Consider the following 26,245-nt stretch of genomic DNA (forward strand, 5'->3'; position numbering starts at 1 on the left):
CTTTTTTCAAATGAAAAAAAGGCTGTCCGAAATGCCATTTTTCACGGCATTTCGGAACAGCCTTGTCATCTGCTTTATTGGGATTCGATCGGTAATTTCATCTTTTCGATTTCATCAGGTGCGAATACGCCATTTTTAAGCATCTCAATTTCGTATGCATACGGCGCTTGTTTCTTTTTCGCATCCGAGCCGACATATGGTGTCTCGAGTATTTTCGGCACATGCATCAATTGTTTATGGTGGACAATCGAATTGAGTGCGTCAAAACCGATTTCACCGAAACCGATATTCTCGTGGCGGTCTTTCCCTGCCCCGCGCACGTTCTTGCTGTCGTTGATGTGCAGTACTTGCAAGCGGTCGATTCCGATGATGCGATCGAATTCCGCCAACACACCGTCGAAATCTTCTTTGATGTCGTAACCGGCATCGTGAACGTGGCATGTATCGAAACATACCGACAAGCGCTCGTTATGCGTCACCCCGTTGATGATCTCAGCCAACTCCTCGAAATTGCGGCCGATTTCACTGCCTTTTCCCGCCATCGTCTCAAGGGCGATATTGACCGGGAAATCCTGCTTCAGCACTTCGTTCAAGCCTTCAATGATTTTCTGGGTGCCGGCTTCTACTCCTGCACCAACATGGGCACCAGGATGCAACACGATTTGTTCCGCCCCGAGTGCTGCGGTGCGTTCGATTTCCGATTGGAGAAATTCGACACCAAGCTCGAATGTAGCCGGTTTGGTCGTGTTAGCGATATTGATGATATAAGGAGCGTGAACGATGATATTCGATAGGCCATGCTCCGCCATATGTGCTCGTCCCGCTTCGATATTCAGTTCTTCGATCGGTTTGCGCCGCGTGTTTTGCGGTGCCCCCGTGTAGATCATGAAAGTCATGGAGCCGTAAGAAGCGGCTTCCTCGCTCGCGCCGAGTAGCATCTTCTTGCCGCTCATCGAGACATGCGATCCTAATAACATTTGAATGACCCCTTACTTTTTACGGTTTTTGCGTCGTTCCGCTTTTTTGATTTCGTCCATTTTCCATTTCATTTTCTTTTTATACATCGGTTTGACGCTTTTCGGTTTATGAACCATTGATTTCGCCTTGGTATCGGCCTCATTTTCTGTACGTACACGCTTTTTGCGGCCGTGGCGCTCTTTCATATCGACAAATTCGCCTTTAACGATATCTTTTTGCTGAAATGGGATGCCCATCTTTTCGATGCGGACAATCGCATCTTCATCTTCCGGACTGAACATGGTGATTGCGACGCCTTTAAGCCCCGCACGTGCTGTCCGGCCTACGCGGTGAATGAAGAATTCCAGGTCTTCCGGCAATTCGTAGTTGATGACGTGGCTGACGCCTTGGATATCGATTCCACGTGCGGCAAGATCTGTCGCTACGATGTATTGATACTCCAAATCGCGCACTTGTTTCATCATCTTGACGCGTTCGCGCGGTGCCAAATCTCCGTGAATTTTCCCTACGCGAATGCCATTTTTCGATAATTCCTCTGCGACATAATCGGCATTCGTGCGCGTGTTGACGAAGATGATCGCGAGATACGGATTGATGATTTTCATCATTTCTTGCAAACGCTCGACTTTTTTCTTGCTGCGCACCGGCACCAGATAAAAGTCCAAGCCTTCAGCCGCAGGGCGTTTGTCGCCGATTTTGATATGCGCCGGGTTGGCCATGTATTTTTTAAGGAACGGCTTGAGTTTTTCAGGAATCGTGGCGGAGAATACGTACATTTCTAAGTCGTCGCGCATTTTCCCTGCGACTTGGTCGATTTCTTCGATAAAGCCCATATCGAATGCCAGGTCTGCTTCATCCACGACCAAAACCTTTGCAGTATGGACGAGTAACGCATTTTCGTTGACGAGGTCTTTCAAACGGCCCGGTGTCCCGATCACGATATGCGGCTGCGTTTTCAATTTATTAATTGAACGCTGTTTATCCGTTCCGCCAATGAACGATTTCACTTCGATGCCGGAATCGCCGATCAGTTTTTGGATTTCGTTGAAGATTTGCGTCCCGAGTTCACGCGTTGGGGCAGCAATGACTGCCTGTACTTCCTGTTTCGAAACATCTATGCGTTCGACGATCGGGATGATAAAGCTATGGGTCTTGCCTGTACCTGTATGGGACTGGCCAATGGCACTGTTTCCACTCATGATTTGTGGAATCATTTCCTTTTGGATCGCTGTCGGTTCTGTGAAACCGAGTTTTTCGACCGCTTCAAGCAAAAATGGCTTGAGACGGTATTCGTTGAATTTTGTCATGGGATATAGTTCCCTCCTTAAGCTCTAGCTATTATAGCATAAAATGGCTCTTTTTAGCGATGCAACTTTTGTAAACAAGCAGCGTCTCCGTTATAATGAAGTCATGATGTTGAAAGGAGTGCGGTTTGATAATGAAAGTAAAAAAGATTTCGCCAAGAGGCTATTGCTACGGGGTAGTGGATGCCATGGTCATTGCAAAAAATGCAGCCATGGATGAAACCTTGCCGCGCCCGATTTATATACTGGGCATGATTGTCCATAATAAACACGTAACGGATGCATTTGAACAAGATGGCATCATCACGCTCGATGGCACCAACCGCCTCGAGATCCTGGAAAAAGTTGAAACGGGTACCGTGATTTTCACAGCGCACGGCGTATCCCCTCAAGTACGCGAACTGGCTCGCAGAAAAGGCCTTGTGTCGATCGATGCCACTTGCCCGGATGTGACAGTGACGCATGACTTGATCCGCGAAAAAACAGCGGAAGGCTACCATATCATCTACATCGGTAAGAGCGGCCACCCGGAACCAGAAGGCGCAATCGGCGTTGCTCCGGATCTCGTCCATTTGGTCGAAAAGATCGAAGACGTCAACGCCCTTGAGCTGGAAGAAGATAAAATCATTATCACCAACCAGACGACGATGAGCCAATGGGATGTCGTTCATTTGATGGAACGCTTGAAAGAACGTTTCCCCCAAGCGGAAGTGCACAAAGAGATTTGTCTCGCTACACAAGTTCGGCAAGAAGCCGTTGCGGAACAAGCCGGTGAAACCGATCTGTTATTGGTTATCGGCGATCCGATGAGCAACAACTCCAACCGACTGGCGCAAGTATCCCAAGATATCGCAGGAACGCCTGCTTACCGTATCTCTGATTTGTCTGAACTGAAGTTGGAATGGCTGGAAGGCATTGAAACGGTCGCCTTGACGGCCGGTGCATCGACGCCGACACCAATCGTTAAAGAAGTCATGAAGTTCTTGGATCAATACGATCCGCAAGATCCGGAAACCCACACACTGGAGCGTTCCGTGCCACTTAATAAAATTTTGCCGAAAATCAAGCATCCGAAACCATCGGACCGCATCGAACCGTATCCGGTAAATGAATAAGCTATAAAAAAGAGGCCCTGAATGGGGCCTCTTTTTTATATTTACTTTACGCGAAACGGTTCTGTATCCACTTCAGACGCAAGAAACTCGCATTGCCAGTTTGCGCCTTTTTCCGTCATATGGTCTACGACTCCCTGGATCATTACTTTCTCAACATGATGCCCTGGGTCAATCACAGACAAACCAATTGCCTGTGCATCTTGTGCGACGTGAAAATACAAATCGCCCGTCACGTAAACGTCCGCCCCAGCGCGTTTGGCTTGCTGGATATATTTATTGCCGTCGCCGCCAAGCACCGCCACTTTTTTGATAGTTTCATGGCCAGTGCCGACGACACGGACAAACGGTACATCCAAACTCTTTTTCACATGCTCCGCAAACGTATCCAAGCTCATCTCTTCTTTCAAGCGACCGATGCGGCCAAGCCCCATTGGCAGCTCTTTGTTTTCCAAGGTGAACACGTCATATGCCGGCTCCTCATAAGGATGGGCTGCCATCATCGCACGGATTACGCGGTCTTTCTCGGCTTTCCGGACAACGACTTCAATTTTCGATTCCGCGGTCTCTTCCATTTTGCCCGCTTCCCCGATATATGGATCGGCTGAAGCATTCGGCTGGAAGCGCCCGGTGCCAGACAAGGTATAGCTGCAATACTCATAATCGCCGATTGCTCCGGCACCCGCTTCGCCGAACGCTTTTCGCACGTGGTCTTCATGGCTTTCAGGCACGAACACCGCGATCTTCACGAGCTCCGCTTCGTATGTTTTCACCAATACTTCCGTGTCGCTTAATCCGAGTGCATCCGACAACAGGTCATTGACGCCGCCCCATGCAACATCGAGATTGGTGTGTGCAGCATATACGGCAATATCGTTTTTGATCAATTTTTCCATCAATTGGCCTTGAGGAAAATCCGTCTGGAGATTTTTCAAGGGCCTGAAAATCGGGGGATGGTGTGCAATGATGAGGCCAGCGCCTTTTTCAATCGCTTCGTCCACTACCGCATCATCAACGTCCAGCGTCACCAATACGCGTTCAATCTTTTTATTCAAAGTGCCGACATGCAGCCCGATCGGATCCCCTTCCATCGCCAAATATTTTGGCGACCATTTCTCGAACCGTTCGATAATCTGTTGCCCGTTAGGAATTTTCATCCGCGAACACCTCTTCCATCAATGCGATTTTTTCGAGCAATTGCTCTTTTTTCGTACGAATGTCTTCGGTTTGTTGTGTGTTCTCCAAGTGCTCCGCAATGGCTTTCCATTGTGTTGCTTCGCGTTGCCACTTTTCCTTGAAAATTTCGTTTTGCTGTTTTAATAGCTCTGGGCCGAATAGCAACTCTTTCGCATCCAGCTGCACCTCTTCAGCACTCGGTTCCAACACGAGAATCTCATAAATCTTGTCTTTTTCCTTCAAGATCTCTTCTGCGACCGTTTTCCAGCCGTTTTGGACAGCCCATTGCCGGATTGCCTTAGCATGGACGTTAGGCTGCAGGATCAAGCGCTCCACGCCTTCGAGCCGTCCCTGGCCTTCTTCTAAGATTGAAGCGATCAATGAACCGCCCATTCCAGCGATTGTGACCGCTGTGACCCCGTCTTGCGGCTCAATCGCTTCGAGTCCTGGAGCCAATCTAACAACGATTTTTTCTTCAAGCCCTTCCGCGCGCACTTGCTTTTTCGCCGATTCATAAGGGCCTTTGACGATTTCTCCGGCAACCGCACGGCTGGCGATGCCGTGATGGAGAAGGTGGCAGGGCAAATAAGCGTGATCGGAGCCGATATCCGCCACGACCGCACCTGCTTGAACATATTCTGCCACTTTCATTAATCGAACTGATAATTGCTGCGCGTTCATAAAGTTCCTCCTAATTGACAAAAAACCCTTAGCTCCAGAAGAACTAAGGGTTTTTGATGCTATTCGAGTGAAAGTACCCACTCAGCCATTGCTGAAACGTTCTCTTCAGGAACAAGACCTGGAGGCATTGTTCCTTTACCATTGATCAAAATTTCTTCAATTTCTTCTTGACCAAGCTCTGTAGCCACTAATGATGGGCCAACTCCGCCTTCATAGCTTGAACCGTGGCAAGAAATACAGTTGGCTTCTGCTGTAGCTTCTGGGTCGAAGTCGCCGCTTGCTGCTTCTTCTCCGCCTTCACCTTCAGCCGCTTCGCCGCCTTCTTCTTCTGCTGCATGTTCTTCAGCAATTTCAGCTTCGTTGCCGACTCCTTCCAATGATAGGAAGAAAATCAGGCCAATACCGAAAGCCATGATTAAGATATAAGGTACAATTGCATTCTTTTGCATCCGTAACCCTCCTTCTGCTGTGTTCTGCTTGATGATAGTATAAGTATCATTCATTATTGTACTGTATTATCCAGTAAACGAAAAGCCATAACGAATAATAATTGCCGTATTGTGACAAAATCGGTAAATTCGAAGGATTCAGTTGACGGCACTCATCAAGCAGGTAAAGCTTCACAGTTTTGATGATTCAATCAGCAGCCGACAAGCCGTGAAATAACCATGCGCTGCACTTCGGATGTCCCTTCGCCGATCTCCAGGAGCTTGGCGTCGCGCATATAGCGTTCGACTTCATATTCCTTCATATAGCCGTAGCCGCCATGGATTTGGATGGCTTCATCAGCCACTTCCATCGCCATCTCGGAAGCATATAATTTAGCCATGGACGCTTCTTTTGTGAACGGGCGTCCTTGGTCTTTCAGCCATGCCGCTTTATAGACCATATTGCGGGCGAGTTCGATCTTCATCGCCATATCCGCGAGCTTGAATTGTGTCACTTGGAATTCCGACAAAGTTTTGCCAAACTGCTTGCGTTCTTTCGCATAAGCGAGCGCTTTATTGAACGCGCCTTGCGCGATCCCGACAGCCATCGCCGCGATGCCGATCCGCCCGCCGTCAAGCGTCACTAGGAATTGCTTGAAACCTTCGCCGCGTTTGCCGAGCAAGTTTTCTTTAGGTACGCGGACATTTTCCAATACCAATTCAGTCGTATTCGATGCATTCAAGCCCATTTTTTCGTAATTATCGATGATGGTAAAGCCTTCAGCATCCGTCGGCACGATGATGGCGCTGATTTCTTTTTTACCGTCATTCATGCCGGTGATGGCGGTAATCGCCAAATGCTTCGCATGGCTTGCATTGGTGATATATACTTTCGATCCATTGATGACCCAATCGTCGCCATCTTCCACTGCGCGGGTTTCTGTTCCCCCGGCATCCGACCCGGCATTCGGTTCTGTCAGCCCAAACGCGCCGAACGATTCTCCCGAACAAATCGGCGTCAAATATTTCTGTTTCTGCTCTTCTGTCCCAAATAAGCTAAGCGGTGCGCCGCCAAGCGAAATATGGGCAGAATATGTGATGCCTGTTGATGCACAGACACGGCTCAACTCTTCTGTGACGATGGCAAAACTTGTCGAATCCGCTCCAGCCCCGCCATAAGCTTCATCAAACGGCAAGCCCATCATCCCCATGTCGGACAGCTGCTTAAAGGCTTCTTTCGGAAATTCTTTCGTACGGTCGCGGTCGACTGCACCTGGTGCAACCACTTTATCAGCGAATTCCCGCATCGTTTTTTTGATCATCTGTTGTTCTTGCGTCAAATCGAAATTCATATCTTACATCCCCTTTGCTGTGAATACGCTTACATTATTCATTATATAGCTAAAATTCCGACACAAGCAAGGCATAACGGAAAGTTATTCCAATATGTTGTTGGACAGATGGAAAGCTCGCCTTTTCCTTAGACAGCTGCACCGCCTCGGCACTGCCATTGAACGCAAAAAAAATCCTTCCAGGCTCTGGGCCCGGAAGGAATCATTCAACTTACTCCAAGAAATCTTTCAAGCGCTTGCTGCGCGATGGATGGCGCAGTTTGCGGAGAGCTTTTGCTTCGATTTGGCGAATTCGCTCGCGCGTCACGCCAAATACTTTGCCGACTTCTTCGAGCGTCCGCGTGCGGCCGTCATCCAGGCCGAAACGCAGACGCAAGACATTTTCTTCTCGGTCAGTCAAGGTATCGAGAACATCTTCCAATTGTTCTTTTAACAACTCATAAGCCGCATGGTCAGAAGGTGACTGCGCATCGGAATCTTCAATGAAATCTCCTAAATGCGAATCGTCTTCTTCGCCGATCGGCGTTTCAAGTGACACCGGTTCTTGGGCGATCTTCAGGATCTCACGCACTTTTTCAGGCAAGAGGTCCATCTCTTCGCCGATTTCTTCCGGTGAAGGCTCGCGTCCAAGGTCTTGCAATAGTTGGCGCTGTACGCGGATCAGTTTGTTGATCGTTTCAACCATATGGACCGGGATGCGGATGGTCCGTGCTTGGTCGGCAATAGCGCGTGTAATGGCTTGGCGGATCCACCACGTGGCATAGGTGCTGAATTTAAAGCCTTTCGAGTAGTCGAATTTCTCAACTGCTTTGATTAGCCCCATATTCCCTTCCTGGATCAAGTCCAAGAACAGCATGCCGCGGCCTACATAACGTTTCGCAATCGATACAACGAGTCGCAAATTGGCTTCCGCGAGGCGTTTTTTCGCTTCTTCGTCGCCTTGTTCGATCAATTTCGCAAGGCGCACTTCTTCTTCGGCTTTCAAAAGGTCGACGCGTCCGATCTCTTTCAAGTACATGCGGACCGGGTCGTTGATCTTGACGCCTGGCGGAACGCTCAAGTCGTTCAAGTCGAACTTCTCTTCCGTCGGTTTCATGAGACGGTCTAAATGCTCTTCATCGTCGCTCTTGCGTTCGAGTTCGATGCCGTGCCCTTCCAATTGATCAATGAATTCCTCTACTTGGTCCGATTCCATTTCAAAAATAGCCAATTTATCGGCAATTTGTTCGTAGTTCAATTCTCCGGTTTTTTTCCCTTGTTCAATCAATTGCTTTTTCGCGTCTTCTACACTTGCTTCCGGGCCTTCAGCAGGCAACGGGATGCTGTTTGTTACGACTTCTGTTTGGCGTTCAGATTTCTCAGCCATACAACTTCCTCCTTTAGAAAAAACCGGAATAATCTACAATGATTTCCGTAAAGCAATCACTTCTTGTGCTAGAAGCAAAGCGCGCTTCAAATCATGCTGTTTTTCCGCTTCTTTTGATTGCTGGATTTTTAAATTGATTTGTTGTTCGATTCGGTGCTTGTTCAAATGCTTCAGGCAATCTTCGATCTCTTCTTCCGGGTGTTCGGGATCTCTCTCGGCCAAGGCCGTCTCCATCACTAACTTCCGGAGTTCCTGATCCGTTAGGGTTTCCAAGAACTTATGGAAATCCGCTTTTTCCCATTCCTCGCAAAAACCGAGCAGCTGGACATAAAGTGCTTGGTATTCTTCACTGATGAACGGAATGGTTTCCACTTCACGGGCCAGCTTGTCCATCACGGCCGGGTCTGCAAGCGCGTGTGCGAACAGCAAACGTTCTGCGCGGTGCAGCGACGTGATTTTCTTTTGCTCCCTTTTGGGGGCTGCCTGGACCGATTCAGCGGCTTTTGGCCGGCTGCGTTCGATGCTGCGTGTTTCTAAGCGCCTGTACTGCTGCAATATGGCTTCTTCTGAAAGCTTTGTTTCGGCCGACAGCTGCTTAATATACAAATCCCTTTCAACAGGAGAGGATTTTCCAGCCAGAAGCTGGAGTACCTCTTGGATGTATTGAAGGAGATCGTTTTCATATTGAAAGTTCTTATGGCGGCGTGCATGCATCATCGCGAATGCGATAAAGGTTTGCGGCTTTTCGATAACGTTCTCCCGAAAAGCATCGGCGCCGTTTTGGCGGACATAATCATCGGGATCCATGCCATTCGGCAGCACCGCAATCCCGACTTTGAAATTCGCTTCCTCAAGCGGCACCGCCGCCCGTTTCGCCGCTTCCCATCCGGCGTCGTCGCCGTCAAAGCACACAACCACTTCCTGCGCAAAGCGCTTCATTTGGCGGATATGCTGCGATGTCAGCGATGTCCCCATGGTCGCGAGCGCATTGTCGATGCCAGCCTTTCCGGCAGCAATGACATCCATAAATCCTTCGAACAGGACAATTTTCCTATTCTTCCGGATGGCGCCGCGTGCCAGATGGACATTATAGAGAACTTGGCTTTTTTGGAAAATCGGTGATTCGGGACTGTTCATGTATTTCGCTTCTTGCTTCGACTGCTCAAGGACCCTACCCGAAAACGCAATGGCTTTGCCGTTTTCGTTCATGATCGGAAACATGATCCTGCCTCGGAAACGGTCGAACCAGCCATCGGATTTCTCACGCTTAATGGCCAGCCCGCTCGCTTCCAATTGTTCATCGTCGTAGCCTTTTCTACGCAGCGCTACTTCCATATAGTTCCATTCAGGAAGCGCCCAGCCGATCCGGTATTTTTCGATGATCTCCTGGGTGAATCCCCGATTCTCCAAATAATCAAGAGCTGCTTGCCCTTCTTCTGTGTTCAGCAAAATGTGATGGTACATATCTGCGGCGAATTCATGCATCAAAATGAGCGGATCGTCATTTCTTGCCTGAGCTGCCCCTTTGCCTTCACCTGGCTGCACATCGATTTCAATTCCTGAGCGCTCGCCAAGTTTTACCAGCGCTTCCTGGAAGCTGATGTTTTCAATATCCATCAAGAACGTGATGGCATTGCCCCCAGCCCCGCAGCCAAAGCAGTGGAAAATTTGCTTATCGGCGGTCACAGAAAAAGACGGTGTGCTTTCCCCATGGAAGGGACAGAGGCCGAACCAATTGCGGCCTCTTTTCGTCAATTGGACGTATTCGCCCACGACGTCCACAATATCCGCTTTGGAGCGGATTTCTTCAATCACTTCTTCAGGAATTCGATTGGACACCTTATCACCATCTTTATTTGCTTACTTTACTTTATTCGTTGAAACCCACTAAAATCCTTCAAATTTCGACAAAAAGATGGGAAAGCTTATCATGTTGTTAGTAAGCTTTAGCCACAATTCTTCATTATAAAACGTTTTTTTGTAAAAATCCATAGAAAGGCGTAGAAAAGCGGTCTTTCTATTATACAAGCATAAGAAAAACCGCCCTGTCAGGCGGAATCCTCTTATTGTTTCTGGAGTTTGCCAAGAATCAAATTAGCAGTTTCCTCAACGGCGCGATTCGTGACATCAAGTGTCTCGCAGCCGATACGATCGACCACTTTACGGAAATGGACGATTTCTTCATGGATACGGTCCAACTTCGCATAATTGGCATCATCATTCAAGCCGAGTGCAATCAAGCGTTCTTTCCGAATATTGTTCAGTTTCTCCGGTGATATGACCAAGCCGAAGCATTTTTTAGGATCCACATCGAATAGTTCATCCGGGGGGTCCACTTCAGGCACTAGTGGCACATTGGCAACTTTCAGCCGTTTATGGGCCAAATACTGCGATAGCGGAGTTTTCGATGTTCTCGATACTCCCACCAAGACGATGTCCGCAAGCAAGATGCCGCGCGGGTCTCGCCCATCGTCGTATTTGACCGCAAATTCGATCGCTTCGACTTTTTTGAAATAATCGTCATCGAGCTTGCGCACCAGGCCTGCTTCGCCAATCGGCGCCGAATGCAGTTCCTCTTCTAGCGCATCAAGCAACGGCCCCATCAAGTCGATCGCTTTGATGTTGTGGCGCGCCGTTTCACGCTCGACGAAATGGCGTAGTTCTTTCGACACGAGCGTATAGACGATCACTGCCCTCTGTCCTTCCGCCAATTTGATGATCTCCTGCAAGTGTTCGATGGAATCGATATACGGGAACCGTTTCAAGACGGCATTCTGTTCTGTATTCAAGTACTGGCTGATGGCCGCTTTCGCGACTAGTTCTCCAGTTTCGCCCACGGAATCGGAGACGATAAAAACACGCAATAAACTCATATTCTGCACCTCACAGTTCGTGGTTTTCCGATAGGGACAAAAATGCCCGCGTAATATTGGTCTTTGTCAGTCTGCCGACGACCTTATACCCTTCCGGTTGTTCTTCGACGACCGGCAATGCGTCGATTTGTTGGTTGATTAGCCGGTTCGCAGCCTGTATGAGCGAATCATTGCGCAAACAATAAGTGATATTCGGCATGCGCGTCATGATAATATGTACAGGAATTGCATTCAAGTCCTGATTGCCGAGGCTGGTGCGCAATAGATCTTTGCGCGACAGGACACCTGCAAGGCAGGATTTTTTATCCACAACAAAAAGCGTCCCGACGTCATCCAAAAACATCTGGCTGATGGCATCGTATACGCTGACATCCTCCCTGACTACAACAGGGATTGACTGGAAATCCTTCACTTTCATATTGTTCATCGTATCGGTGATGTCCTGTCCGGGTTTCTTGCCCGAATAAAAATAGCCGACACGCGGCCTGGCATCCAAAAAGCCTGCCATCGTCAAAATCGCTAGATCTGGCCGAAGCGTTGCACGCGTCAAATTCAGACGGTCCGCAATTTGCTCGCCTGTAATCGGGCCATTGCCTTTGACGATCTGTAAAATTTCCTCTTGCCGCTTATTGAGTTCGATTGGACTCACCGCCTCAAATTCAAATATGTTATACTCAATATCGATTATTATATACTATTACATGCTATATTGCGAAGAAAAGATTGCCGTGATACAATAATCTGGAATCAAATATTGGTATTGAGGGATCGATAAGTACCGCGCATGAAGCGAGCAGGGATGGTGAAAGCCTGCAACTGCGGGAAACGGCAATCCGGAGCCATAGGCAAGCAAGAGGGCTGGAGTTTCAGCCAATCGAGGTGGAACCGCGGGTAACGTACTCGTCCTCGGACATTAGTCCGTGGCGTGTGCGATTTTTTTATTTTATGGAGGTCATGAAGATGTCAATGGAAAAAGTAGTATCATTAGCCAAACACCGGGGATTCGTCTTCCCAGGCTCTGAAATTTACGGCGGTCTCGCCAACACGTGGGATTATGGCCCACTCGGCGTGGAGCTGAAAAACAATATCAAAAAAGCATGGTGGAAAAAATTTGTTCAGGAATCCGTCCATAATGTTGGTTTGGACGCTGCCATCCTGATGAACCCGAAGACATGGGAAGCATCCGGCCACCTTGGCAACTTCAACGATCCGATGATCGATTGCAAATCCTGCAAATCGCGCCACCGTGCCGATAAGCTGATCGAAAATGCTTTGGATGAAAAAGGCATCGAATTGATCGTCGACGGCTTGTCATTCGAGCGCATGAAAGAATTGATCGACGAACATGAAATCACGTGCCCGACTTGCGGCAAAGCTGATTTCACGGAGATCCGCCAATTCAATTTGATGTTCAAGACATTCCAGGGCGTCACTGAATCATCGACAAACGAAGTGTATTTGCGCCCTGAAACGGCACAAGGAATCTTCGTCAACTATAAAAATGTCCAGCGCTCGATGCGCAAGAAAATGCCTTTCGGAATTGCACAGATCGGCAAAAGCTTCCGCAACGAAATCACGCCAGGGAATTTCACGTTCCGCACGCGTGAATTCGAGCAGATGGAGCTTGAGTTCTTCTGCAAGCCAGGCGAAGACCTTGAATGGTATGCCTACTGGCGCGACTTCTGCAAAAACTGGCTGCTCGGGTTGAACATGAGCGAAAGCAATATGCGCTTGCGCGAGCACGATGCCGATGAGTTGTCCCATTACTCGAACGCCACTGTCGACATCGAGTACAAATTCCCATTTGGCTGGGGCGAACTTTGGGGCATCGCTGACCGCACCGATTTCGATTTGAAGCGCCATATGGAGTATTCGGGTGAAGATTTCAATTACATCGACCCGCAGACCAACGAACGCTACGTGCCGTATTGCATCGAGCCTTCCCTTGGTGCAGACCGCGTAACACTCGCTTTCCTTGTGGATGCATTCCAGGAAGAAAGCTTGGACAATGATGATACACGTACTGTGTTGAAGTTCCATCCGGCACTTGCGCCATACAAGGCTGCTGTATTGCCTTTGTCGAAAAAACTTTCCGAAGGCGCGACGGAAGTATTCGCAGACCTTGCGAAGCATTTCATGGTCGATTACGACGAATCTCAATCGATTGGAAAACGCTACCGCCGCCAGGATGAAATCGGTACGCCATTCTGCATCACTTATGATTTTGATTCGGTCGAAGATGGCGAAGTGACCGTGCGGCACCGCGATTCCATGGAACAAGTCCGCATGCCAATCAAAGACGTGCAAGCATATATCGAACAGCATATCCAATTCTAATCAAAAACAAAAGACATCCCGAGGCTAATCGCCTTCTGGGATGTCTTTTTTAGGTTCCGGGAAAAACTCCGGGGTCCGCTCGAGCTGTTCGAGAAACGAACGCGACTTCAACCGAATGCCCGCCTGTTCTTCGTAAATGGTCCGAACGATCTGCTTGAGCAAGGTTTTCGACTCTTTTTTCAAGGTCAATGCCCCGACTCGTTCAATCGGCACGAAGTAAAATGTCCGGATCAGTTTTACAAGCGCCGGGCTTAAGCGAATAATATAGCGGTCGAGATGGAAACAACGGTGGCACAAAAAGCCCAATTCCTGGAACGAAAAGGCAAATTCCCCTTCTGTCGCCCCACAATTGGCACATTCATGCAATGTTGGGGTCAGCCCGGCCACGCGCAACATTTTCCATTCGACAAATAAGGTAATCGCTTCCGGGTCATAACCATCTGCAATTGCATGAAGCGCTTGATACAACATATCGTAAATGGCCGGCTGCGGTTCGTCTTGTTCGGTCAGCCGGTCGACAAGTTCTGTCACATAGCTCGCATAAGCAGTGGCCATGATGTCTTCGCGAATGTAACGCAGCGATTCCAATTGGTCACCCGCCTGCAGCGTGCCCATACCACGCCCTTTATAAATTGAGAAGACGCCGTGGGTAAATGGCTGTGTAATCGCTGCCAGGCGGCTTGCGGGCTTCTTGGCCCCGCGCGCCATGCACGTAATCTTCCCTGCTTCTTTTGTGAACAAGGTAACGATTTTATTGTTTTCCCCGTAGGGACGTGTACGGATAACAATGGCTTCGAGTTGGTTCTGCATGAGCCAGGCTCCTTAGTATTCGTCGTCTCGGAAACCGAAATCACGGAGATGCATTGCTTTATTGCGCCAATCTTTCTGGACTTTGACCCACAGTTCCAAATACACTTTCGTGCCAAGCAAGTTTTCGATATCCTTGCGTGCGCGAGTTCCAATTTCTTTCAACAATGCACCCTTTTTACCGATAACGATGCCTTTTTGGGAATCGCGCTCGACCATGATCGTTGCCTGGACGCGGATCATGTTTTCGCTTTCTTCGTCTTTGGCGATTTTATCAATGACCACAGCGATCGAATGCGGAATTTCCTCGCGCGTTAAATGCAAAGCTTTTTCACGAATCAATTCCGAAATGATGAAACGTTCCGGATGGTCCGTCACTTGATCGGACGGATAGTATTGCGGCCCTTCCGGCAAGCGCTCTTCGATTTTTGCAAGCAAATTCTCGACATTATTGCCCTGCAAAGCAGAGATCGGAATAGCTTCCGCGAAATCGAATTCGTTGCGATAGGATTCGACGATTTTCGGCAAATTATCAGGATGCACTTGGTCGATTTTGTTAAGTACTAAGAAAACCGGCACATCGATGCCCTTTAACATATCGAGCACATAACGATCCTGTTTGCCGATACGGTCTGCTGCACTGACGACAAATAACAGGACATCCACTTCACGAAAGGTGTTTTTCGCGACTTTCAGCATGAAATCCCCAAGCTTATGCTTCGGTTCGTTGATGCCTGGCGTGTCGATAAAGACCATTTGGCTATTATCATTCGTCACGACGCCTTGAACTTTATTGCGAGTTGTTTGCGGCTTGTCGCTCATGATGGCGATTTTTTGCCCGACTACGCGGTTCAAGAACGTTGATTTCCCAACATTCGGACGGCCGATGATGGAGATGAATCCTGATTTGTATCCGTTATTTCCTTGATGCATAGTCTAAATCCCCCGTTGTGAAGGCGCCCGGAAGCAATTCAGCGATTGTTGTCTCAGACACGGCACCTTCTAGATTCGTTAAATAAACCGGCATATCGGGAGCACAGAACTCCACCAATACTTGTCGGCATGCCCCACAAGGCGCAACCGGCCCTTTCGTGTCAGCAGCTACTGCCAAAGCCTCGAATTGGTTAACTCCTTCTGATACTGCTTTAAAGACTGCTGTGCGCTCTGCACAATTGGTCAGTGAATAGCCCGCATTTTCAATATTGCAACCCGTATAAACTTCGCCATCTTTCGTCAATAGCGCCGCTCCTACCGGAAATTTCGAATACGGCACGTAGGCATTGCCGCGCGCCGAAATTGCTTGTTCCATCAATTGTTGTTTGTCCATTTTCATCACTCACTTTTCTGTATTCACCATAGCATCCTGCTGCCCGAGCGGTTAAAACCATTTAGGCAAAAAGATCAGTAAACCGATTATAGCACTTGTCACAGCAAATACCAAAACCGCTCCTGCTGCCATATCTTTCGCTTGCTTCGCCAACGGATGGCACTCTTTGGTAACAAGGTCGACCGTCCGCTCCAAAGCGGAATTGACCAATTCAAGCGCCAGCATGCCGCCGATCAGCATAATCACCAACATCCACTCAATCGGCTCGAGACCAGCCCAGATTCCAGCGATCAAAACGATCACCGCCGAGAACGCATGCACTCTCATATTCTGTTCCTGCTTTATGGACGCGCCAATCCCTTGTGCGGCAAACCTGAATGACGAGAGAAACTTACTCAGCTTCATGCGCATCACGCGTAACGCCAAGGGAAGCTAAAATTTCTTCCTGCCTGCCAAACATTTCTTTTTCATCCTGTTCATTCATATGATCGTAACCTAGCAAATGCAAAAATCCGTGCACCGCCAAAAAGCCGAGTTCACGTTCGAAGCTATGCCCATATTCCTGTGCTTGGAATTTGGTGCGCTCCACGGAGATGATGATATCCCCGAGCAGGCGCGGCCCGGTTTCACCGATAATGGCCACTTCATCTTCCCCTCGTTCTTCCATTGAAAAGGAAATGACATCCGTCGGCTGGTCCTTCTCCCGGTAATCCCGGTTGATCGCACGGATTGATTTATCGTCCGTAAATGTAACCGATACTTCCGCTTCCCCTGTTTTTTCATGCTGGGCAGCATGCTCCAATACCTTGCTTACAAAAGATAACGCCTTATCGTCCAGTTGTTCCGTTTCGTCTATGAAATCGATTGTCAGCATCGCTTTCCCTCCTCCAGTAAACTATTTTTTATCATCGGGATAGGCGATTCTTGAATGGAAGATCCCATTCAAAGTTTCGCACATGACGCTTTTTACCCGTTTCAGTTCTTTTAACGTTATATCACATTCGTCAAACTGTCCATCTTTCAACTTGTCTTCCGTGATGGAATCGACCATCTTGCGAATTTTTTCCGTACTCGGTGATTCCATCGAGCGCACCGCTGCTTCTAGACTATCGGCGATCATAATAATGGCAATTTCCCGGCTCTGTGGCTTCGGTCCTGTGTAGCGGTATTCTTGTTCGGGAAGCTCCTCATTTTTTTCTTTCGCCTTATAATAGAAGAACTTCAATAACGTGGTGCCATGATGCTGCTCTGCAATATCGATCAATTCTTTCGGCATTTTTTGCTTGCGCAAAATCGCCGCACCGTCTTTGCCATGCGCGAGAATGATATCGCGGCTTTGCTGTGGTGTAAGATAATCATGCGGATTGCCGTGTGATTGATTTTCGATAAAATACTGAGGGTTGATGGTCTTGCCGATATCATGATAGTAGCAGCCGACTCGCGCAAGCAAACCGTTCGCCCCGACCGCTTCGCACGCCGCATCCGAAAGATTTGCCACCATGACACTATGGTGATACGTTCCCGGCGTCTCAGTTAAAATCTTCTTAAGCAAAGGATGGTTTGGATTCGACAATTCGAGCAGCTTCATCGTCGATAGAATACCAAATGCCGTTTCAAACAATGGCAATAAACCAGTCGCAAGCGTCCCGGATAAAAGACCAGCCGCCAAAGCCGCTGCCACATAAAAAGCAATTTCTTCTACCGTGTATTGGCTTTGGTTCAAGAGCAGGTAAAATGCTATGTAAAGCAGATGAACCCCGCCGACTGCCAAGCTGATGGGCAAAATCCGGATGCTTCTATGCCCATTACGTATTAAGTATATCCCCGTCAGGCCGCCAAACAATACATATAAAGCGGAATCCATCTGAAAAACGCCAGCATAGCCGCTTTGCAGCATCATTCCTGCACAAGCGCTGAGCAAAATTGTCACATAGACCGCCGTTCGCTCATCGATCAATAAACGCACCAAAATGCCGGCCAGTGCTGTCGGATAGATAAAATCGACAACCACGCCGAAATTACCGCTGATAATCTCGAGCAGCTTCATGATTACCAATGACAAAGCGAAAACGAAAAAAACAATTGTCAGCCGAATGGCTTTTTTGACGCCTTCGACTTTCGCGCTCTGCAGTACTAGCAGCAATAAGCCCGCCGTGATTAGTACAAACAGGCCCAACGCGAGTACTGGCCGATAATTCGATGGTTGCTCGGTCATTCCTGCCAGTTCAAGCTGGCGATAGACTTCGCGGTCGATCAATTGGCCTTCCTGAATAAGGACTTGTCCTTGCAAAATGCGTGTCGGCTCGACACTCGCCTGAGCTTGTTCGGATTGCTGTTCCGTCAGTTCCTCATTGATGAGTTCATTTGGGACAATGTTAGCCCTGGCAATGGCTACTGCCACCGGAATTGCGGAAGCTGGCACTTGGTCATCCCTGCGAATTTCCTGTTCGGCCGAATTGCGTGCTTGCGTAAGCCCGGTCTCGCGGAGGGGGTCCTGCAGAACTGCCAGCACTTGGTTGCGCACTTCGCGTTCCACGCGCAAAAGCACATCATTTTCCAAGGCAAGCAGCGATAAGAGCATGTCGTCCGTTAAGCGAAGCCCGTTTTCATTTTGTTCGAGCAAACGGATTGATTCGCGAAGACTGGCTAGAGCCCCCACTGCATCACGTGGATCCGGTTCATCCTCTCCGCCTGCTTCAGTTGCCCGTTTCGCTTCAAGAACATAGCCGAACAGCGAATCGACGACGGCCGCTTGGTTATCGGCAATTTCTTCGATATACCGGTAGCTCGGCTGCACTTCCGCTGCTGCCCTTGTGCGTTCAAGCTCGGTCCTTACCGGGTCTTCCACAGTTTTTGCCGCCCGTATCGTTTCCTCAGACAATTGGAATAACTCTACCTCATATGTATCGGTTGCCATCGTATCGTATAAAAATCCAAACATGAGCAACGCTGTCATGAAACTGATGCCGACCAAGACTACAGGAGCCCCGAACCGCAAATAAATGCGCCTGATCCATCCCGCCATTTGACCACCCCACTATTCTCCTTTCATCATATCAATACCTCGTGCTTTTTTCATCGTCCCTTCCAAATTAATAACAATTTCCTGGACCATCCTTGCTTCCTTAGCAGCTTCTTCTTCCTATAGAGAAACAAGAGCAAATCTTCTCCAAGTCATTTCAGGAAAAAAACCAGCCTTAGCTAGGCTGGTTCTCATAAGCTTCGATAATTTTCGAGACGAGTGGATGACGGACGACATCGCCTTTTTCAAGATACTGAAATTCAATACCTTTGACGCCGTGCAAATTCTTCTCTGCAGCGATCAATCCCGATTCCGCCCCACGAGGCAAATCAATCTGTGTTTTATCGCCGGTGACGATCATTTTCGAGTTAAAGCCGAGGCGCGTCAGAAACATTTTCATCTGTGCTTTCGTTGTATTCTGGGCTTCATCCAAGATAATGAATGCTTCTTCGAGCGTACGGCCTCTCATATAAGCGAGCGGGGCCACTTCGATTGTTCCACGCTCAATCAGGCGATTGGTCTGTTCCTGTCCCATGACGTCATGCAAAGCGTCATATAAAGGACGCAAATACGGATCGACTTTTTCCTTCAAATCGCCTGGCAAGAATCCGAGGCTTTCTCCTGCTTCGACTGCAGGACGCGTCAAAACAATCTTTTTTACATGTCCGTTTTTCAAAGCTTGCACAGCTAACACAACGGCCAGATAGGTTTTCCCAGTTCCGGCTGGGCCGATTCCGAATACCATATCGCTTTTTTTGATGGCGTGGATATAATGGCGCTGCCCAATCGTTTTGGCACGGATGGAACGGCCGGTCGCACTGCGCGCCACTTCCTCATCATAAAGTTCAGCAAAATATTCAATTGTCCCATTTTTCGCCATTTCGATAGCCGAAACGATATCCCGCTGGTCAATATTGATACCTTTGCGGATGACTTGTAATAACTGCTCCAAGAGCAATTTCCCCGTTTGGCGTCCTTCCTCGGACCCTTCAAGGCGAATTACTTCGCCGCGGGTAATAATGTGTATATCAAAACTTTCTTCGATCAGCGACAGATGGCTGTCGGATGTACCGAGAAGCAAGACTGCTTCATTCGGATCTTTCACATGCAATTCGAGTAGGCTATTTTCTGTCATTTAGACGCTCCTTGGATCGTGTTTTTACTTCTCTTCAACTCTATCATTTTCTTCATATAAATGTAAATCAATTCAGATGACTTAAGTTTACATAATATTAATATGAGAAATAATTAACAAAAAGAAAAAGACCGGCATTAAATATGCCGGCCTTGCTTTTGACGCTTTGATTTAGGCGGTTGTAAAATCTCCGCTAAAATGATGCCTTTTCTTACATCTTGTTCATTCAGCGGGAATAGGTCTCGCTCGTCTTCTTTTGCGATTGTCCGTTTCAATGGCTCTTTTTGATGAGCGCTCAATCTTCCGGGACGGCTTTTTGGCTCAACGGCTTGCTTTACCTGGACAGGAGTCCGTTTGTCTACTTCGTCCTTTGCCCGCGATTTGGCCCGTTCCGCCTGTTGCTTGACTTGGCGTGCCTGTTCCGCCCGTTTTGGGTCGCTCTCCAGCTGGGATTGAAATTCACCGTATATTTCCTTAGCGTAATCTTCAATGCGTTTAAAGCTACGCTGTCCACCTCTGGGCGTCTGTTCTTGTCTTTGCTGTGCCTGTCGGGTAGGAGCGCCCGGGACTTGTTGGCGCTTTGTCGGCTGAGCGGTTTGCTGATTTGCATCAGACTTTTTGTTTTTACTGAACACTGCACTGACAGCCGCAATGATCAGCATCATGATAAGGGGTTCCATTCCAAAACCTCCCTTGAGTTATGGCGGAATTTATTGGTTTTCATCCTCTTGTTTTTCCGTTCCGCTTTTCGAAATGGATTCACGCATGCTTGTATCAGCTTGGATATTCTTGTAATTGATATAATCCATCACACCGATATTTCCTGAACGGAGTGCTTCTGACATCGCCATCGGCACTTCGGCTTCGGCTTCGACAACTTTCGCGCGCATCTGAACAACTTTTGCTTTCATTTCTTGCTCGCTAGCAACCGCCATTGCACGGCGTTCTTCTGCTTTCGCCTGTGCGATTTTCTTATCGGCATCCGCTTGTTCAGTCTGAAGCTCGGCACCGATGTTTTTGCCGATATCCACGTCTGCAATATCGATCGACAAGATTTCAAACGCTGTCCCGGAATCCAGTCCTTTGCCAAGTACGGTTTGGGAGATGAGATCTGGGTTTTCAAGAACTTTCTTATGGTTCGTGCTCGAACCGAGTGTCGAAACGATCCCTTCGCCGACACGGGCAACGATGGTTTCTTCACCCGCACCACCGACAAGACGATCGATATTGGCGCGCACGGTAATCCGCGCTTTCGCTTTCACTTCGATCCCGTCCATTGCAACACCGGCGATAAACGGCGTTTCGATGACTTTCGGGTTAACCGACATTTGAACCGCTTCGAGCACATCACGGCCGGCAAGATCGATAGCTGCTGCTCGTTCGAACGGCAAATCGATATTGGCACGGTGTGCTGCGATTAAAGCATTAACTACACGGTCGACGTTACCGCCTGCCAAGTAATGGCTTTCCAATTGGTTGATCTGTACGGAAAGCCCTGCTTTAGAAGCTTTGATCAATGGGTTAACGATGCGCGATGGGATAACCCGGCGCAATCTCATCCCGATCAATGTGAAGATGCTGATGCGGACGCCGGCAGCTAAAGCCGAAATCCATAATGTAACGGGTACGAATGTGAAAAAGATGGCGAGTACGACGATAATCCCGATTATCGCGGCGCCTAAGCCGATTGCTTCAAGTCCCATTTACTCTTCCTCCTCTTGTTTTTCGAGTTCACGCACAACAATGCGAGACCCTTCTACCTTGATAATCTTAACATCTTTATTGCTGTCGATAAACCGCCCTTCGGATACTGCATCGATGTATTCATCACCGAGACGGATGGTGCCAGAAGGCCTTAGGGCATTGGTGGTACGGGCAATCTGGCCAATAAGTTCCGGCCGGTTGACGGCCGAGACATAACCATGCTCCGTATCGGTGGCATCGGTCAGGATAATTCGCTTGAACATGTTCAACTTTTTCCCGAAAAATTTCACTAAAATCACCATCCCTGCTGAAGCTACAAGTAGTGCAATCAAAATCGCGATTGCTGTTGACTGGACATCTTCACCCGCTAACAGAACACTTCCGATGACCGCCAGTATCCCGAGAATTCCCAGTATGCCGCCCGGAACGAAAAATTCCAGCAGGATCAAACCGAGGCCAAAGACCAACAGCAGGATCGACTCATACCCGGCAAGCCCCGCCACTAAATGCCCATAGAAGAACAGCATTAGCGAAAGCAAGCCGAAGAATCCAGGAATCCCGACTCCTGGCGTGAACAGCTCAAGCAATAAGCCAAGCCCTGCTACTGACAGTAAGATCGGAACCACAATCGGGTTCGTCAAAAAACGCGCAAGAGTCTCTGACCAATTTTCTTCCACTTGAATGACTTCAGCACCAGACAGGCCTTTCATTTCGAGAAGCTCATCAAGAGACGACACGGTTCCTTCTGAATAATCGACATCGAGCGCTTCTTGGGCACCGAGTGTCAACAATTCCCCTTCACCAGCACGATATTCCGGAAAGTCCATGCTGGCATCTGCCATGGCCAGTGCATACTCGGGGTTGCGGCCGGATGATTCCGCAGCGCTTCTCATCGAAGATAACCAGGCAGAATTCGCCTTATCGGCAGCCGCGTTGCCCGACTGATCAATGACTTGCGCCGCCCCCATACGGCCGTTCGGGTGCATATAGATTTCATCGTTGTGCAAAGCCAGAAACGCACCAGCCGAGAGAGCATCCTGGTTGATGAAGGCAATAGTTTCAGGTTCAGCCTCATCCAATAAACGTGCGATGCCATCAGCTGCATTAACAAAACCGCCCGGGGTATCGATTTCAAAGACAATGGCTTCCGCCCCGGCTTCTTCGGCTTCATCAATGCCCCGTTCCAGAAACGACTGCAAGCCCCGCTCCACTTCCGCTTCAATCGGAATAACATAAACTTTTCCGTTATCCGCCGAAATGGCTGGAATCGCTAAAGCGAATGCGATCACTAGGAACAAAAAGCCGATCCAAGCTTTCTTTCTACGCACGGCAGGTTCCCCCTCTCCTTCATGTAAACTTTAGGATAATTATGTATACGGATGAGTTGAGTTGCGGTTTCAAAAGTCGGCTTCTTTTTTCATTATAAAGCAATTTTCTCTAAGTTACGATGGAATGCGCTTACATCTTGATCATTTAGTGACCGTTTTAAGGCATAAAAAAACCGGAAGCACATTTGTGCTTCCGGCCTTAGCTGTTCGTTGCTATTTTTAAAAGTCATTTAAGATCAAAGTCAATTAAAATTTACGTTTACGCGCAGCTTCTGATTTCAATTTACGTTTCACGCTCGGCTTATCATAATACTCGCGCTTTCTTACCTCTTGCATTGTTCCGGACTTCGAAACAGTGCGTTTGAAGCGGCGAAGAGCATCTTCAATTGATTCGTTTTTACGAACTGTAGTTTTTGACATCTCTTTTTCCCTCCCTCCGAACACACGTTGAAGCAAATAACAACAAGTGTTATATACTAGAAAATTATAACGCATGATTTGACCTTCGTCAATACTTAATAATCGTTGTCTGAAGTGAGGCCTTGCATGATCTGGACTCCTGAACTTGCACCGATGCGAGTCGCTCCTGCTTCAACCATTTTCTCCACATCTTCGAGGCTGCGGACAGCCCCAGAAGCTTTGACGCCAAGATCAGGACCAACTGTTTCGCGCATCAAACGTACGGCTTCGACAGTTGCGCCGCCAGTTGAGAAGCCAGTTGAGGTCTTGACGAAATCCGCTCCCGCTTCTTTTGACAAACGACTGGCCAATTTAATTTCTTCATCCGTCAACAAACAGATTTCAAGGATGACTTTTACGATTGCTTGCCCTTTAGCTGCATTGACAACCGCTTCGACATCCGATTTCACGACATCTTCCTGGCCGCTCTTCAATGCGCCAATGTTCAAGACCATATCGATTTCGCCTGCGCCTTTTCCGATGGCATCTTTGGTCTCGAACGCTTTCGTTTCTGAAGTCGAGGCGCCCAGTGGGAACCCGATCACCGTGCAGACTTTTACATCGCTCTCGTTAAGATGCTTAGCAGCAAGAGCAACCCATGCCGGGTTGACGCAGACAGAAGCGAAATGATATTCTGCCGCTTCTTTGCAAAGCTGTTCGATTTGCGGGGCTGTAGCTTCCGCTTTCAATAATGTATGGTCGATTAAAGATGCAATATTCGTCATGATTCAGTTCTCCATTCTACTAGTAGGTTTTCTTTCAGACAGGCAAATTGTCCATCACGCGGACAAATTGCCCTTCGTTCAACGGATATCCCGATTTGGTGATTTTCACCTTGACGATTTTTCCGATCAGCGATTCATCGCCAGAAATGGCGACTTTCAAGTAATTATCCGTGTAGCCGACAAGCATGCCGCCTGTCGGATGGTCTGTCGATTCTTCTTCGGGGATGATCTCCAGGAGCTCGCCTTCATAACGGCTGGCGTACTCCTTTGCCAGCTGATCGTTCAATTCGATCAGGCGGTGGACGCGTTCATTTTTGACCGCTTCATCGATCTGGCCATCCATACGCGCGGCTGGCGTGCCGGTGCGCATCGAATACGGGAATACATGAAGCTCCGAGAACCTGTGGTCGCGGATGAAATTGAAGGTGCCCATGAATTCCTCTTCCGTCTCTCCCGGAAACCCGACGATGACGTCAGAAGTAATCGCCAGATCCGGCAAGGCATCGCGCAAACGCTCCAGGCGATTGGCGAAGAACGCCATCGTATACTTCCTGCGCATCCGTTTCAGGACCGTGTCGGAACCGGATTGGATCGGGATATGGAGATGGCGCACGACGATATTGGATTGTTTCAAGACCGCGATCACTTCGTCTGTCAGCTGGCTTGCTTCGATCGAAGAGATGCGCAGGCGTTTCAAACCTTTCACTTCTTGTTCCAAATCGCGTAATAGCTGCGCCAAATTATAATCTTTCAAATCTTCCCCATAGCCGCCTGTATGGATGCCGGTCAAAACGATTTCCTGATAACCGGCATCGACCAATTGCTGTGCTTGGCGGATGACTTCCTGCGGATCTCGTGAGCGCATCAATCCACGCGCCCACGGAATGATGCAAAACGTGCAGAAATTATTGCAGCCTTCCTGGATTTTCAACGACGCGCGTGTACGGTCCGTGAAGGCAGGGACATTCAATTCTTCATAGATGCGGTTCTTCATGATATTGCCCACGGCATTGATCGGTTTGCGCTCAGAGCGGTATTGTTCAATGTATTCCAGGAGCTTTGTCCGGTCTTGCGTACCGACAACAATATCCACGCCGGGAATGGCCATGATTTCAGCAGGCGAAGTCTGGGCATAGCAGCCTGTAACGCAAATGACCGCGTCCGGATTGGAGCGGACGGCACGGCGGATAACTTGGCGGCTCTTTTTATCGCCTGTGTTGGTGACGGTGCAGGTGTTGATAACGTATACATCGGAAAGACGTTCAAACTCAGTACGCTCATAGCCCTGTTCTTTGAATAACTGCCAAATCGCTTCGGTTTCATAATGGTTCACTTTGCAACCAAGAGTATGAAATGCGACAGTTGACATCGGTGGCCACCTCTTTCATTCAAATTCATAGGATATTGCAGACAAAGCATAAAGCGGAGCCGTCTCTGTGCGCAGAATGCGCGGTCCAAGCGCGGTGAATAATGCGCCAGCTTTCTTGAGTGCGTCGGCTTCCGTTTCCGAAATGCCGCCTTCTGGCCCGAAAACAAGCAGTATTGAGTCTTTATCATACAATGATTCCAGAATTTCGGCAAACCGCCTTCCGCTGCTCTTTTTCGCCTCTTCTTCATAAGCGACGATGACCACATCGTAATTTCTCGCGGTATTTGCCAACTCTTTAAAGCTGTGTACCCTCTGTATGGCAGGGATGCGGCTGCGATGCGATTGCTCCGCCGCTTCCTTGGCGATTTTTTTCAACCGCTCGATTTTTTTCGCACTTTTGGCTGCGTCCCACTTAACGATCGAGCGCTCCGCCGAATAGGGCAATAGCGCGCTCATCCCCAATTCCGTTGCTTTTTGGGTGATCAGCTCGAGCTTATCGGCTTTCGGGAGGCCACAGGCGATCGTCACTTGTTTCGGCGATTCACTTCGGTCCTCGAGCTCACGGATGAGTTTGACTTGAACAGCCGAGTCAATCTCCATGATCTCCGCCAAATAAACTTTACCGGCCACGACAGCAATCAATTGTTCACCAACTGATTGACGCATCACTTTAGCAATGTGCTTGGCGTCATCGCCTGTAATCGTCAAATAACCATTGACGGATTCTTTATCTTCCAAAAAATATCGTTGCATGGTCGCACC

At 48.6% G+C, this 26,245-nt stretch carries 26 protein-coding genes; 2 read left to right on the forward strand and 24 right to left on the reverse strand.

The genetic code is table 11. The features are described from left to right. Positions 1-74: 74 nt before the first annotated feature. The gene (locus KTG14_RS05115; RefSeq protein ID WP_216969930.1) at positions 75-977 is read right to left on the reverse strand and encodes a deoxyribonuclease IV; all 903 of its coding nucleotides are present in this window, start codon (positions 975-977) and stop codon (positions 75-77) included. A 12-nt stretch (positions 978-989) separates the two neighbouring features. After that, positions 990-2,285: a DEAD/DEAH box helicase gene (locus KTG14_RS05120; RefSeq protein WP_216969931.1), complete on the reverse strand. Its 1,296-nt coding sequence runs from the start codon at positions 2,283-2,285 to the stop codon at positions 990-992. Between the two features lie 131 nt (positions 2,286-2,416). Between KTG14_RS05120 and KTG14_RS05125 the strand changes: the two genes are divergently transcribed. Then, positions 2,417-3,397 carry a 4-hydroxy-3-methylbut-2-enyl diphosphate reductase gene (locus KTG14_RS05125; RefSeq protein WP_216969932.1) on the forward strand — a complete coding sequence of 327 codons (981 nt, stop codon included), beginning with the start codon at positions 2,417-2,419 and terminating at the stop codon, positions 3,395-3,397. 41 nt (positions 3,398-3,438) lie between these two features. On the opposite strand, the gene KTG14_RS05130 is transcribed toward KTG14_RS05125, so the two are convergent. The 8 genes from KTG14_RS05130 to ccpN form a co-directional block, all read right to left on the reverse strand. Then, positions 3,439-4,551: a Nif3-like dinuclear metal center hexameric protein gene (locus KTG14_RS05130; RefSeq protein WP_216969933.1), complete on the reverse strand. Its 1,113-nt coding sequence runs from the start codon at positions 4,549-4,551 to the stop codon at positions 3,439-3,441. Beyond that, on the reverse strand, positions 4,538-5,251 hold the full coding sequence (locus tag KTG14_RS05135; protein ID WP_216969934.1) for a tRNA (adenine(22)-N(1))-methyltransferase: 714 nt from the start codon (positions 5,249-5,251) through the stop codon (positions 4,538-4,540). Before KTG14_RS05135 ends, KTG14_RS05130 begins: the two co-directional genes overlap by 14 nt. 59 nt (positions 5,252-5,310) lie before the next feature. Then, the gene (cccA, locus tag KTG14_RS05140; RefSeq protein ID WP_216969935.1) at positions 5,311-5,700 is read right to left on the reverse strand and encodes a cytochrome c550; all 390 of its coding nucleotides are present in this window, start codon (positions 5,698-5,700) and stop codon (positions 5,311-5,313) included. 191 nt (positions 5,701-5,891) lie between these two features. Further along, positions 5,892-7,031, reverse strand: a complete 1,140-nt coding sequence (locus KTG14_RS05145; protein WP_211653996.1) for an acyl-CoA dehydrogenase — start codon at positions 7,029-7,031, stop codon at positions 5,892-5,894. 211 nt (positions 7,032-7,242) lie between these two features. Beyond that, positions 7,243-8,397 carry an RNA polymerase sigma factor RpoD gene (rpoD, locus tag KTG14_RS05150; RefSeq protein ID WP_058380923.1) on the reverse strand — a complete coding sequence of 385 codons (1,155 nt, stop codon included), beginning with the start codon at positions 8,395-8,397 and terminating at the stop codon, positions 7,243-7,245. 33 nt (positions 8,398-8,430) lie between these two features. Next, positions 8,431-10,236 carry a DNA primase gene (gene dnaG, locus KTG14_RS05155; protein ID WP_216969936.1) on the reverse strand — a complete coding sequence of 602 codons (1,806 nt, stop codon included), beginning with the start codon at positions 10,234-10,236 and terminating at the stop codon, positions 8,431-8,433. A 224-nt stretch (positions 10,237-10,460) separates the two neighbouring features. Then, positions 10,461-11,270, reverse strand: a complete 810-nt coding sequence (locus tag KTG14_RS05160; RefSeq protein ID WP_216969937.1) for a pyruvate, water dikinase regulatory protein — start codon at positions 11,268-11,270, stop codon at positions 10,461-10,463. Between the two features lie 10 nt (positions 11,271-11,280). Continuing rightward, positions 11,281-11,919, reverse strand: a complete 639-nt coding sequence (ccpN, locus tag KTG14_RS05165; protein ID WP_101190223.1) for a transcriptional regulator CcpN — start codon at positions 11,917-11,919, stop codon at positions 11,281-11,283. A 311-nt stretch (positions 11,920-12,230) separates the two neighbouring features. Between ccpN and KTG14_RS05170 the strand changes: the two genes are divergently transcribed. After that, the gene (locus KTG14_RS05170; RefSeq protein WP_216969938.1) at positions 12,231-13,607 is read left to right on the forward strand and encodes a glycine--tRNA ligase; all 1,377 of its coding nucleotides are present in this window, start codon (positions 12,231-12,233) and stop codon (positions 13,605-13,607) included. Positions 13,608-13,631: 24 nt separating this feature from the next. Here KTG14_RS05170 and recO read toward each other — a convergent pair whose 3' ends face one another. From recO to KTG14_RS05240, 14 genes are all read right to left on the reverse strand, one after another. Then, positions 13,632-14,417: a DNA repair protein RecO gene (gene recO, locus KTG14_RS05175; protein WP_068488373.1), complete on the reverse strand. Its 786-nt coding sequence runs from the start codon at positions 14,415-14,417 to the stop codon at positions 13,632-13,634. A 12-nt stretch (positions 14,418-14,429) separates the two neighbouring features. After that, complete coding sequence (era, locus tag KTG14_RS05180) at positions 14,430-15,347, reverse strand: GTPase Era (protein ID WP_182093269.1); 918 nt, start codon at positions 15,345-15,347, stop codon at positions 14,430-14,432. After that, positions 15,331-15,741 carry a cytidine deaminase gene (locus KTG14_RS05185; RefSeq protein WP_216969939.1) on the reverse strand — a complete coding sequence of 137 codons (411 nt, stop codon included), beginning with the start codon at positions 15,739-15,741 and terminating at the stop codon, positions 15,331-15,333. Before KTG14_RS05185 ends, era begins: the two co-directional genes overlap by 17 nt. A gap of 51 nt (positions 15,742-15,792) precedes the next feature. Next, on the reverse strand, positions 15,793-16,152 hold the full coding sequence (locus KTG14_RS05190) for a diacylglycerol kinase family protein (RefSeq protein WP_308461990.1): 360 nt from the start codon (positions 16,150-16,152) through the stop codon (positions 15,793-15,795). Next, complete coding sequence (gene ybeY, locus KTG14_RS05195; protein WP_216969940.1) at positions 16,133-16,615, reverse strand: rRNA maturation RNase YbeY; 483 nt, start codon at positions 16,613-16,615, stop codon at positions 16,133-16,135. The genes KTG14_RS05190 and ybeY overlap by 20 nt, the downstream gene beginning before the upstream one ends. 21 nt (positions 16,616-16,636) lie before the next feature. Further along, on the reverse strand, positions 16,637-18,766 hold the full coding sequence (locus tag KTG14_RS05200; RefSeq protein WP_216969941.1) for an HD family phosphohydrolase: 2,130 nt from the start codon (positions 18,764-18,766) through the stop codon (positions 16,637-16,639). 172 nt (positions 18,767-18,938) lie between these two features. After that, positions 18,939-19,898 (reverse strand): PhoH family protein, encoded by a 960-nt coding sequence (locus KTG14_RS05205; RefSeq protein WP_216969942.1) that lies wholly within the window; start codon positions 19,896-19,898, stop codon positions 18,939-18,941. A gap of 137 nt (positions 19,899-20,035) precedes the next feature. Next, complete coding sequence (locus tag KTG14_RS05210) at positions 20,036-20,578, reverse strand: hypothetical protein (RefSeq protein WP_216969943.1); 543 nt, start codon at positions 20,576-20,578, stop codon at positions 20,036-20,038. A gap of 30 nt (positions 20,579-20,608) precedes the next feature. Continuing rightward, on the reverse strand, positions 20,609-21,601 hold the full coding sequence (floA, locus tag KTG14_RS05215; RefSeq protein ID WP_216969944.1) for a flotillin-like protein FloA: 993 nt from the start codon (positions 21,599-21,601) through the stop codon (positions 20,609-20,611). Further along, complete coding sequence (locus KTG14_RS05220; RefSeq protein WP_216969945.1) at positions 21,602-22,930, reverse strand: NfeD family protein; 1,329 nt, start codon at positions 22,928-22,930, stop codon at positions 21,602-21,604. Between the two features lie 246 nt (positions 22,931-23,176). Continuing rightward, positions 23,177-23,350, reverse strand: a complete 174-nt coding sequence (gene rpsU, locus KTG14_RS05225) for a 30S ribosomal protein S21 (RefSeq protein WP_006828698.1) — start codon at positions 23,348-23,350, stop codon at positions 23,177-23,179. A gap of 95 nt (positions 23,351-23,445) precedes the next feature. Continuing rightward, positions 23,446-24,114 (reverse strand): deoxyribose-phosphate aldolase, encoded by a 669-nt coding sequence (gene deoC, locus KTG14_RS05230; protein ID WP_216969946.1) that lies wholly within the window; start codon positions 24,112-24,114, stop codon positions 23,446-23,448. A 34-nt stretch (positions 24,115-24,148) separates the two neighbouring features. Beyond that, positions 24,149-25,483 (reverse strand): tRNA (N(6)-L-threonylcarbamoyladenosine(37)-C(2))-methylthiotransferase MtaB, encoded by a 1,335-nt coding sequence (gene mtaB, locus KTG14_RS05235; protein ID WP_216969947.1) that lies wholly within the window; start codon positions 25,481-25,483, stop codon positions 24,149-24,151. A gap of 15 nt (positions 25,484-25,498) precedes the next feature. Next, complete coding sequence (locus KTG14_RS05240; RefSeq protein WP_216969948.1) at positions 25,499-26,236, reverse strand: 16S rRNA (uracil(1498)-N(3))-methyltransferase; 738 nt, start codon at positions 26,234-26,236, stop codon at positions 25,499-25,501. Positions 26,237-26,245: the final 9 nt, after the last annotated feature.

It is taken from the genome of Planococcus sp. CP5-4_YE (assembly GCF_019042655.1).
In the GTDB taxonomy this organism is placed as follows: Bacteria; Bacillota; Bacilli; order Bacillales_A; family Planococcaceae; genus Planococcus.

Coding starts and splice junctions, on each gene's coding strand:
- KTG14_RS05115 (WP_216969930.1), bottom strand. CDS start 977: ATGTTATTAGGATCGCATGTCTCGATGAGCGGCAAGAAGATGCTACTC.
- KTG14_RS05120 (WP_216969931.1), bottom strand. CDS start 2,285: ATGACAAAATTCAACGAATACCGTCTCAAGCCATTTTTGCTTGAAGCG.
- KTG14_RS05125 (WP_216969932.1), top strand. CDS start 2,417: ATGAAAGTAAAAAAGATTTCGCCAAGAGGCTATTGCTACGGGGTAGTG.
- KTG14_RS05130 (WP_216969933.1), bottom strand. CDS start 4,551: ATGAAAATTCCTAACGGGCAACAGATTATCGAACGGTTCGAGAAATGG.
- KTG14_RS05135 (WP_216969934.1), bottom strand. CDS start 5,251: ATGAACGCGCAGCAATTATCAGTTCGATTAATGAAAGTGGCAGAATAT.
- cccA (WP_216969935.1), bottom strand. CDS start 5,700: ATGCAAAAGAATGCAATTGTACCTTATATCTTAATCATGGCTTTCGGT.
- KTG14_RS05145 (WP_211653996.1), bottom strand. CDS start 7,031: ATGAATTTCGATTTGACGCAAGAACAACAGATGATCAAAAAAACGATG.
- rpoD (WP_058380923.1), bottom strand. CDS start 8,397: ATGGCTGAGAAATCTGAACGCCAAACAGAAGTCGTAACAAACAGCATC.
- KTG14_RS05160 (WP_216969937.1), bottom strand. CDS start 11,270: ATGAGTTTATTGCGTGTTTTTATCGTCTCCGATTCCGTGGGCGAAACT.
- KTG14_RS05170 (WP_216969938.1), top strand. CDS start 12,231: ATGTCAATGGAAAAAGTAGTATCATTAGCCAAACACCGGGGATTCGTC.
- recO (WP_068488373.1), bottom strand. CDS start 14,417: ATGCAGAACCAACTCGAAGCCATTGTTATCCGTACACGTCCCTACGGG.
- era (WP_182093269.1), bottom strand. CDS start 15,347: ATGCATCAAGGAAATAACGGATACAAATCAGGATTCATCTCCATCATC.
- KTG14_RS05185 (WP_216969939.1), bottom strand. CDS start 15,741: ATGGACAAACAACAATTGATGGAACAAGCAATTTCGGCGCGCGGCAAT.
- KTG14_RS05190 (WP_308461990.1), bottom strand. CDS start 16,152: ATGCGCATGAAGCTGAGTAAGTTTCTCTCGTCATTCAGGTTTGCCGCA.
- ybeY (WP_216969940.1), bottom strand. CDS start 16,615: ATGCTGACAATCGATTTCATAGACGAAACGGAACAACTGGACGATAAG.
- KTG14_RS05200 (WP_216969941.1), bottom strand. CDS start 18,766: ATGGCGGGATGGATCAGGCGCATTTATTTGCGGTTCGGGGCTCCTGTA.
- KTG14_RS05205 (WP_216969942.1), bottom strand. CDS start 19,898: ATGACAGAAAATAGCCTACTCGAATTGCATGTGAAAGATCCGAATGAA.
- KTG14_RS05210 (WP_216969943.1), bottom strand. CDS start 20,578: ATGGAACCCCTTATCATGATGCTGATCATTGCGGCTGTCAGTGCAGTG.
- floA (WP_216969944.1), bottom strand. CDS start 21,601: ATGGGACTTGAAGCAATCGGCTTAGGCGCCGCGATAATCGGGATTATC.
- rpsU (WP_006828698.1), bottom strand. CDS start 23,350: ATGTCAAAAACTACAGTTCGTAAAAACGAATCAATTGAAGATGCTCTT.
- deoC (WP_216969946.1), bottom strand. CDS start 24,114: ATGACGAATATTGCATCTTTAATCGACCATACATTATTGAAAGCGGAA.
- mtaB (WP_216969947.1), bottom strand. CDS start 25,483: ATGTCAACTGTCGCATTTCATACTCTTGGTTGCAAAGTGAACCATTAT.
- KTG14_RS05240 (WP_216969948.1), bottom strand. CDS start 26,236: ATGCAACGATATTTTTTGGAAGATAAAGAATCCGTCAATGGTTATTTG.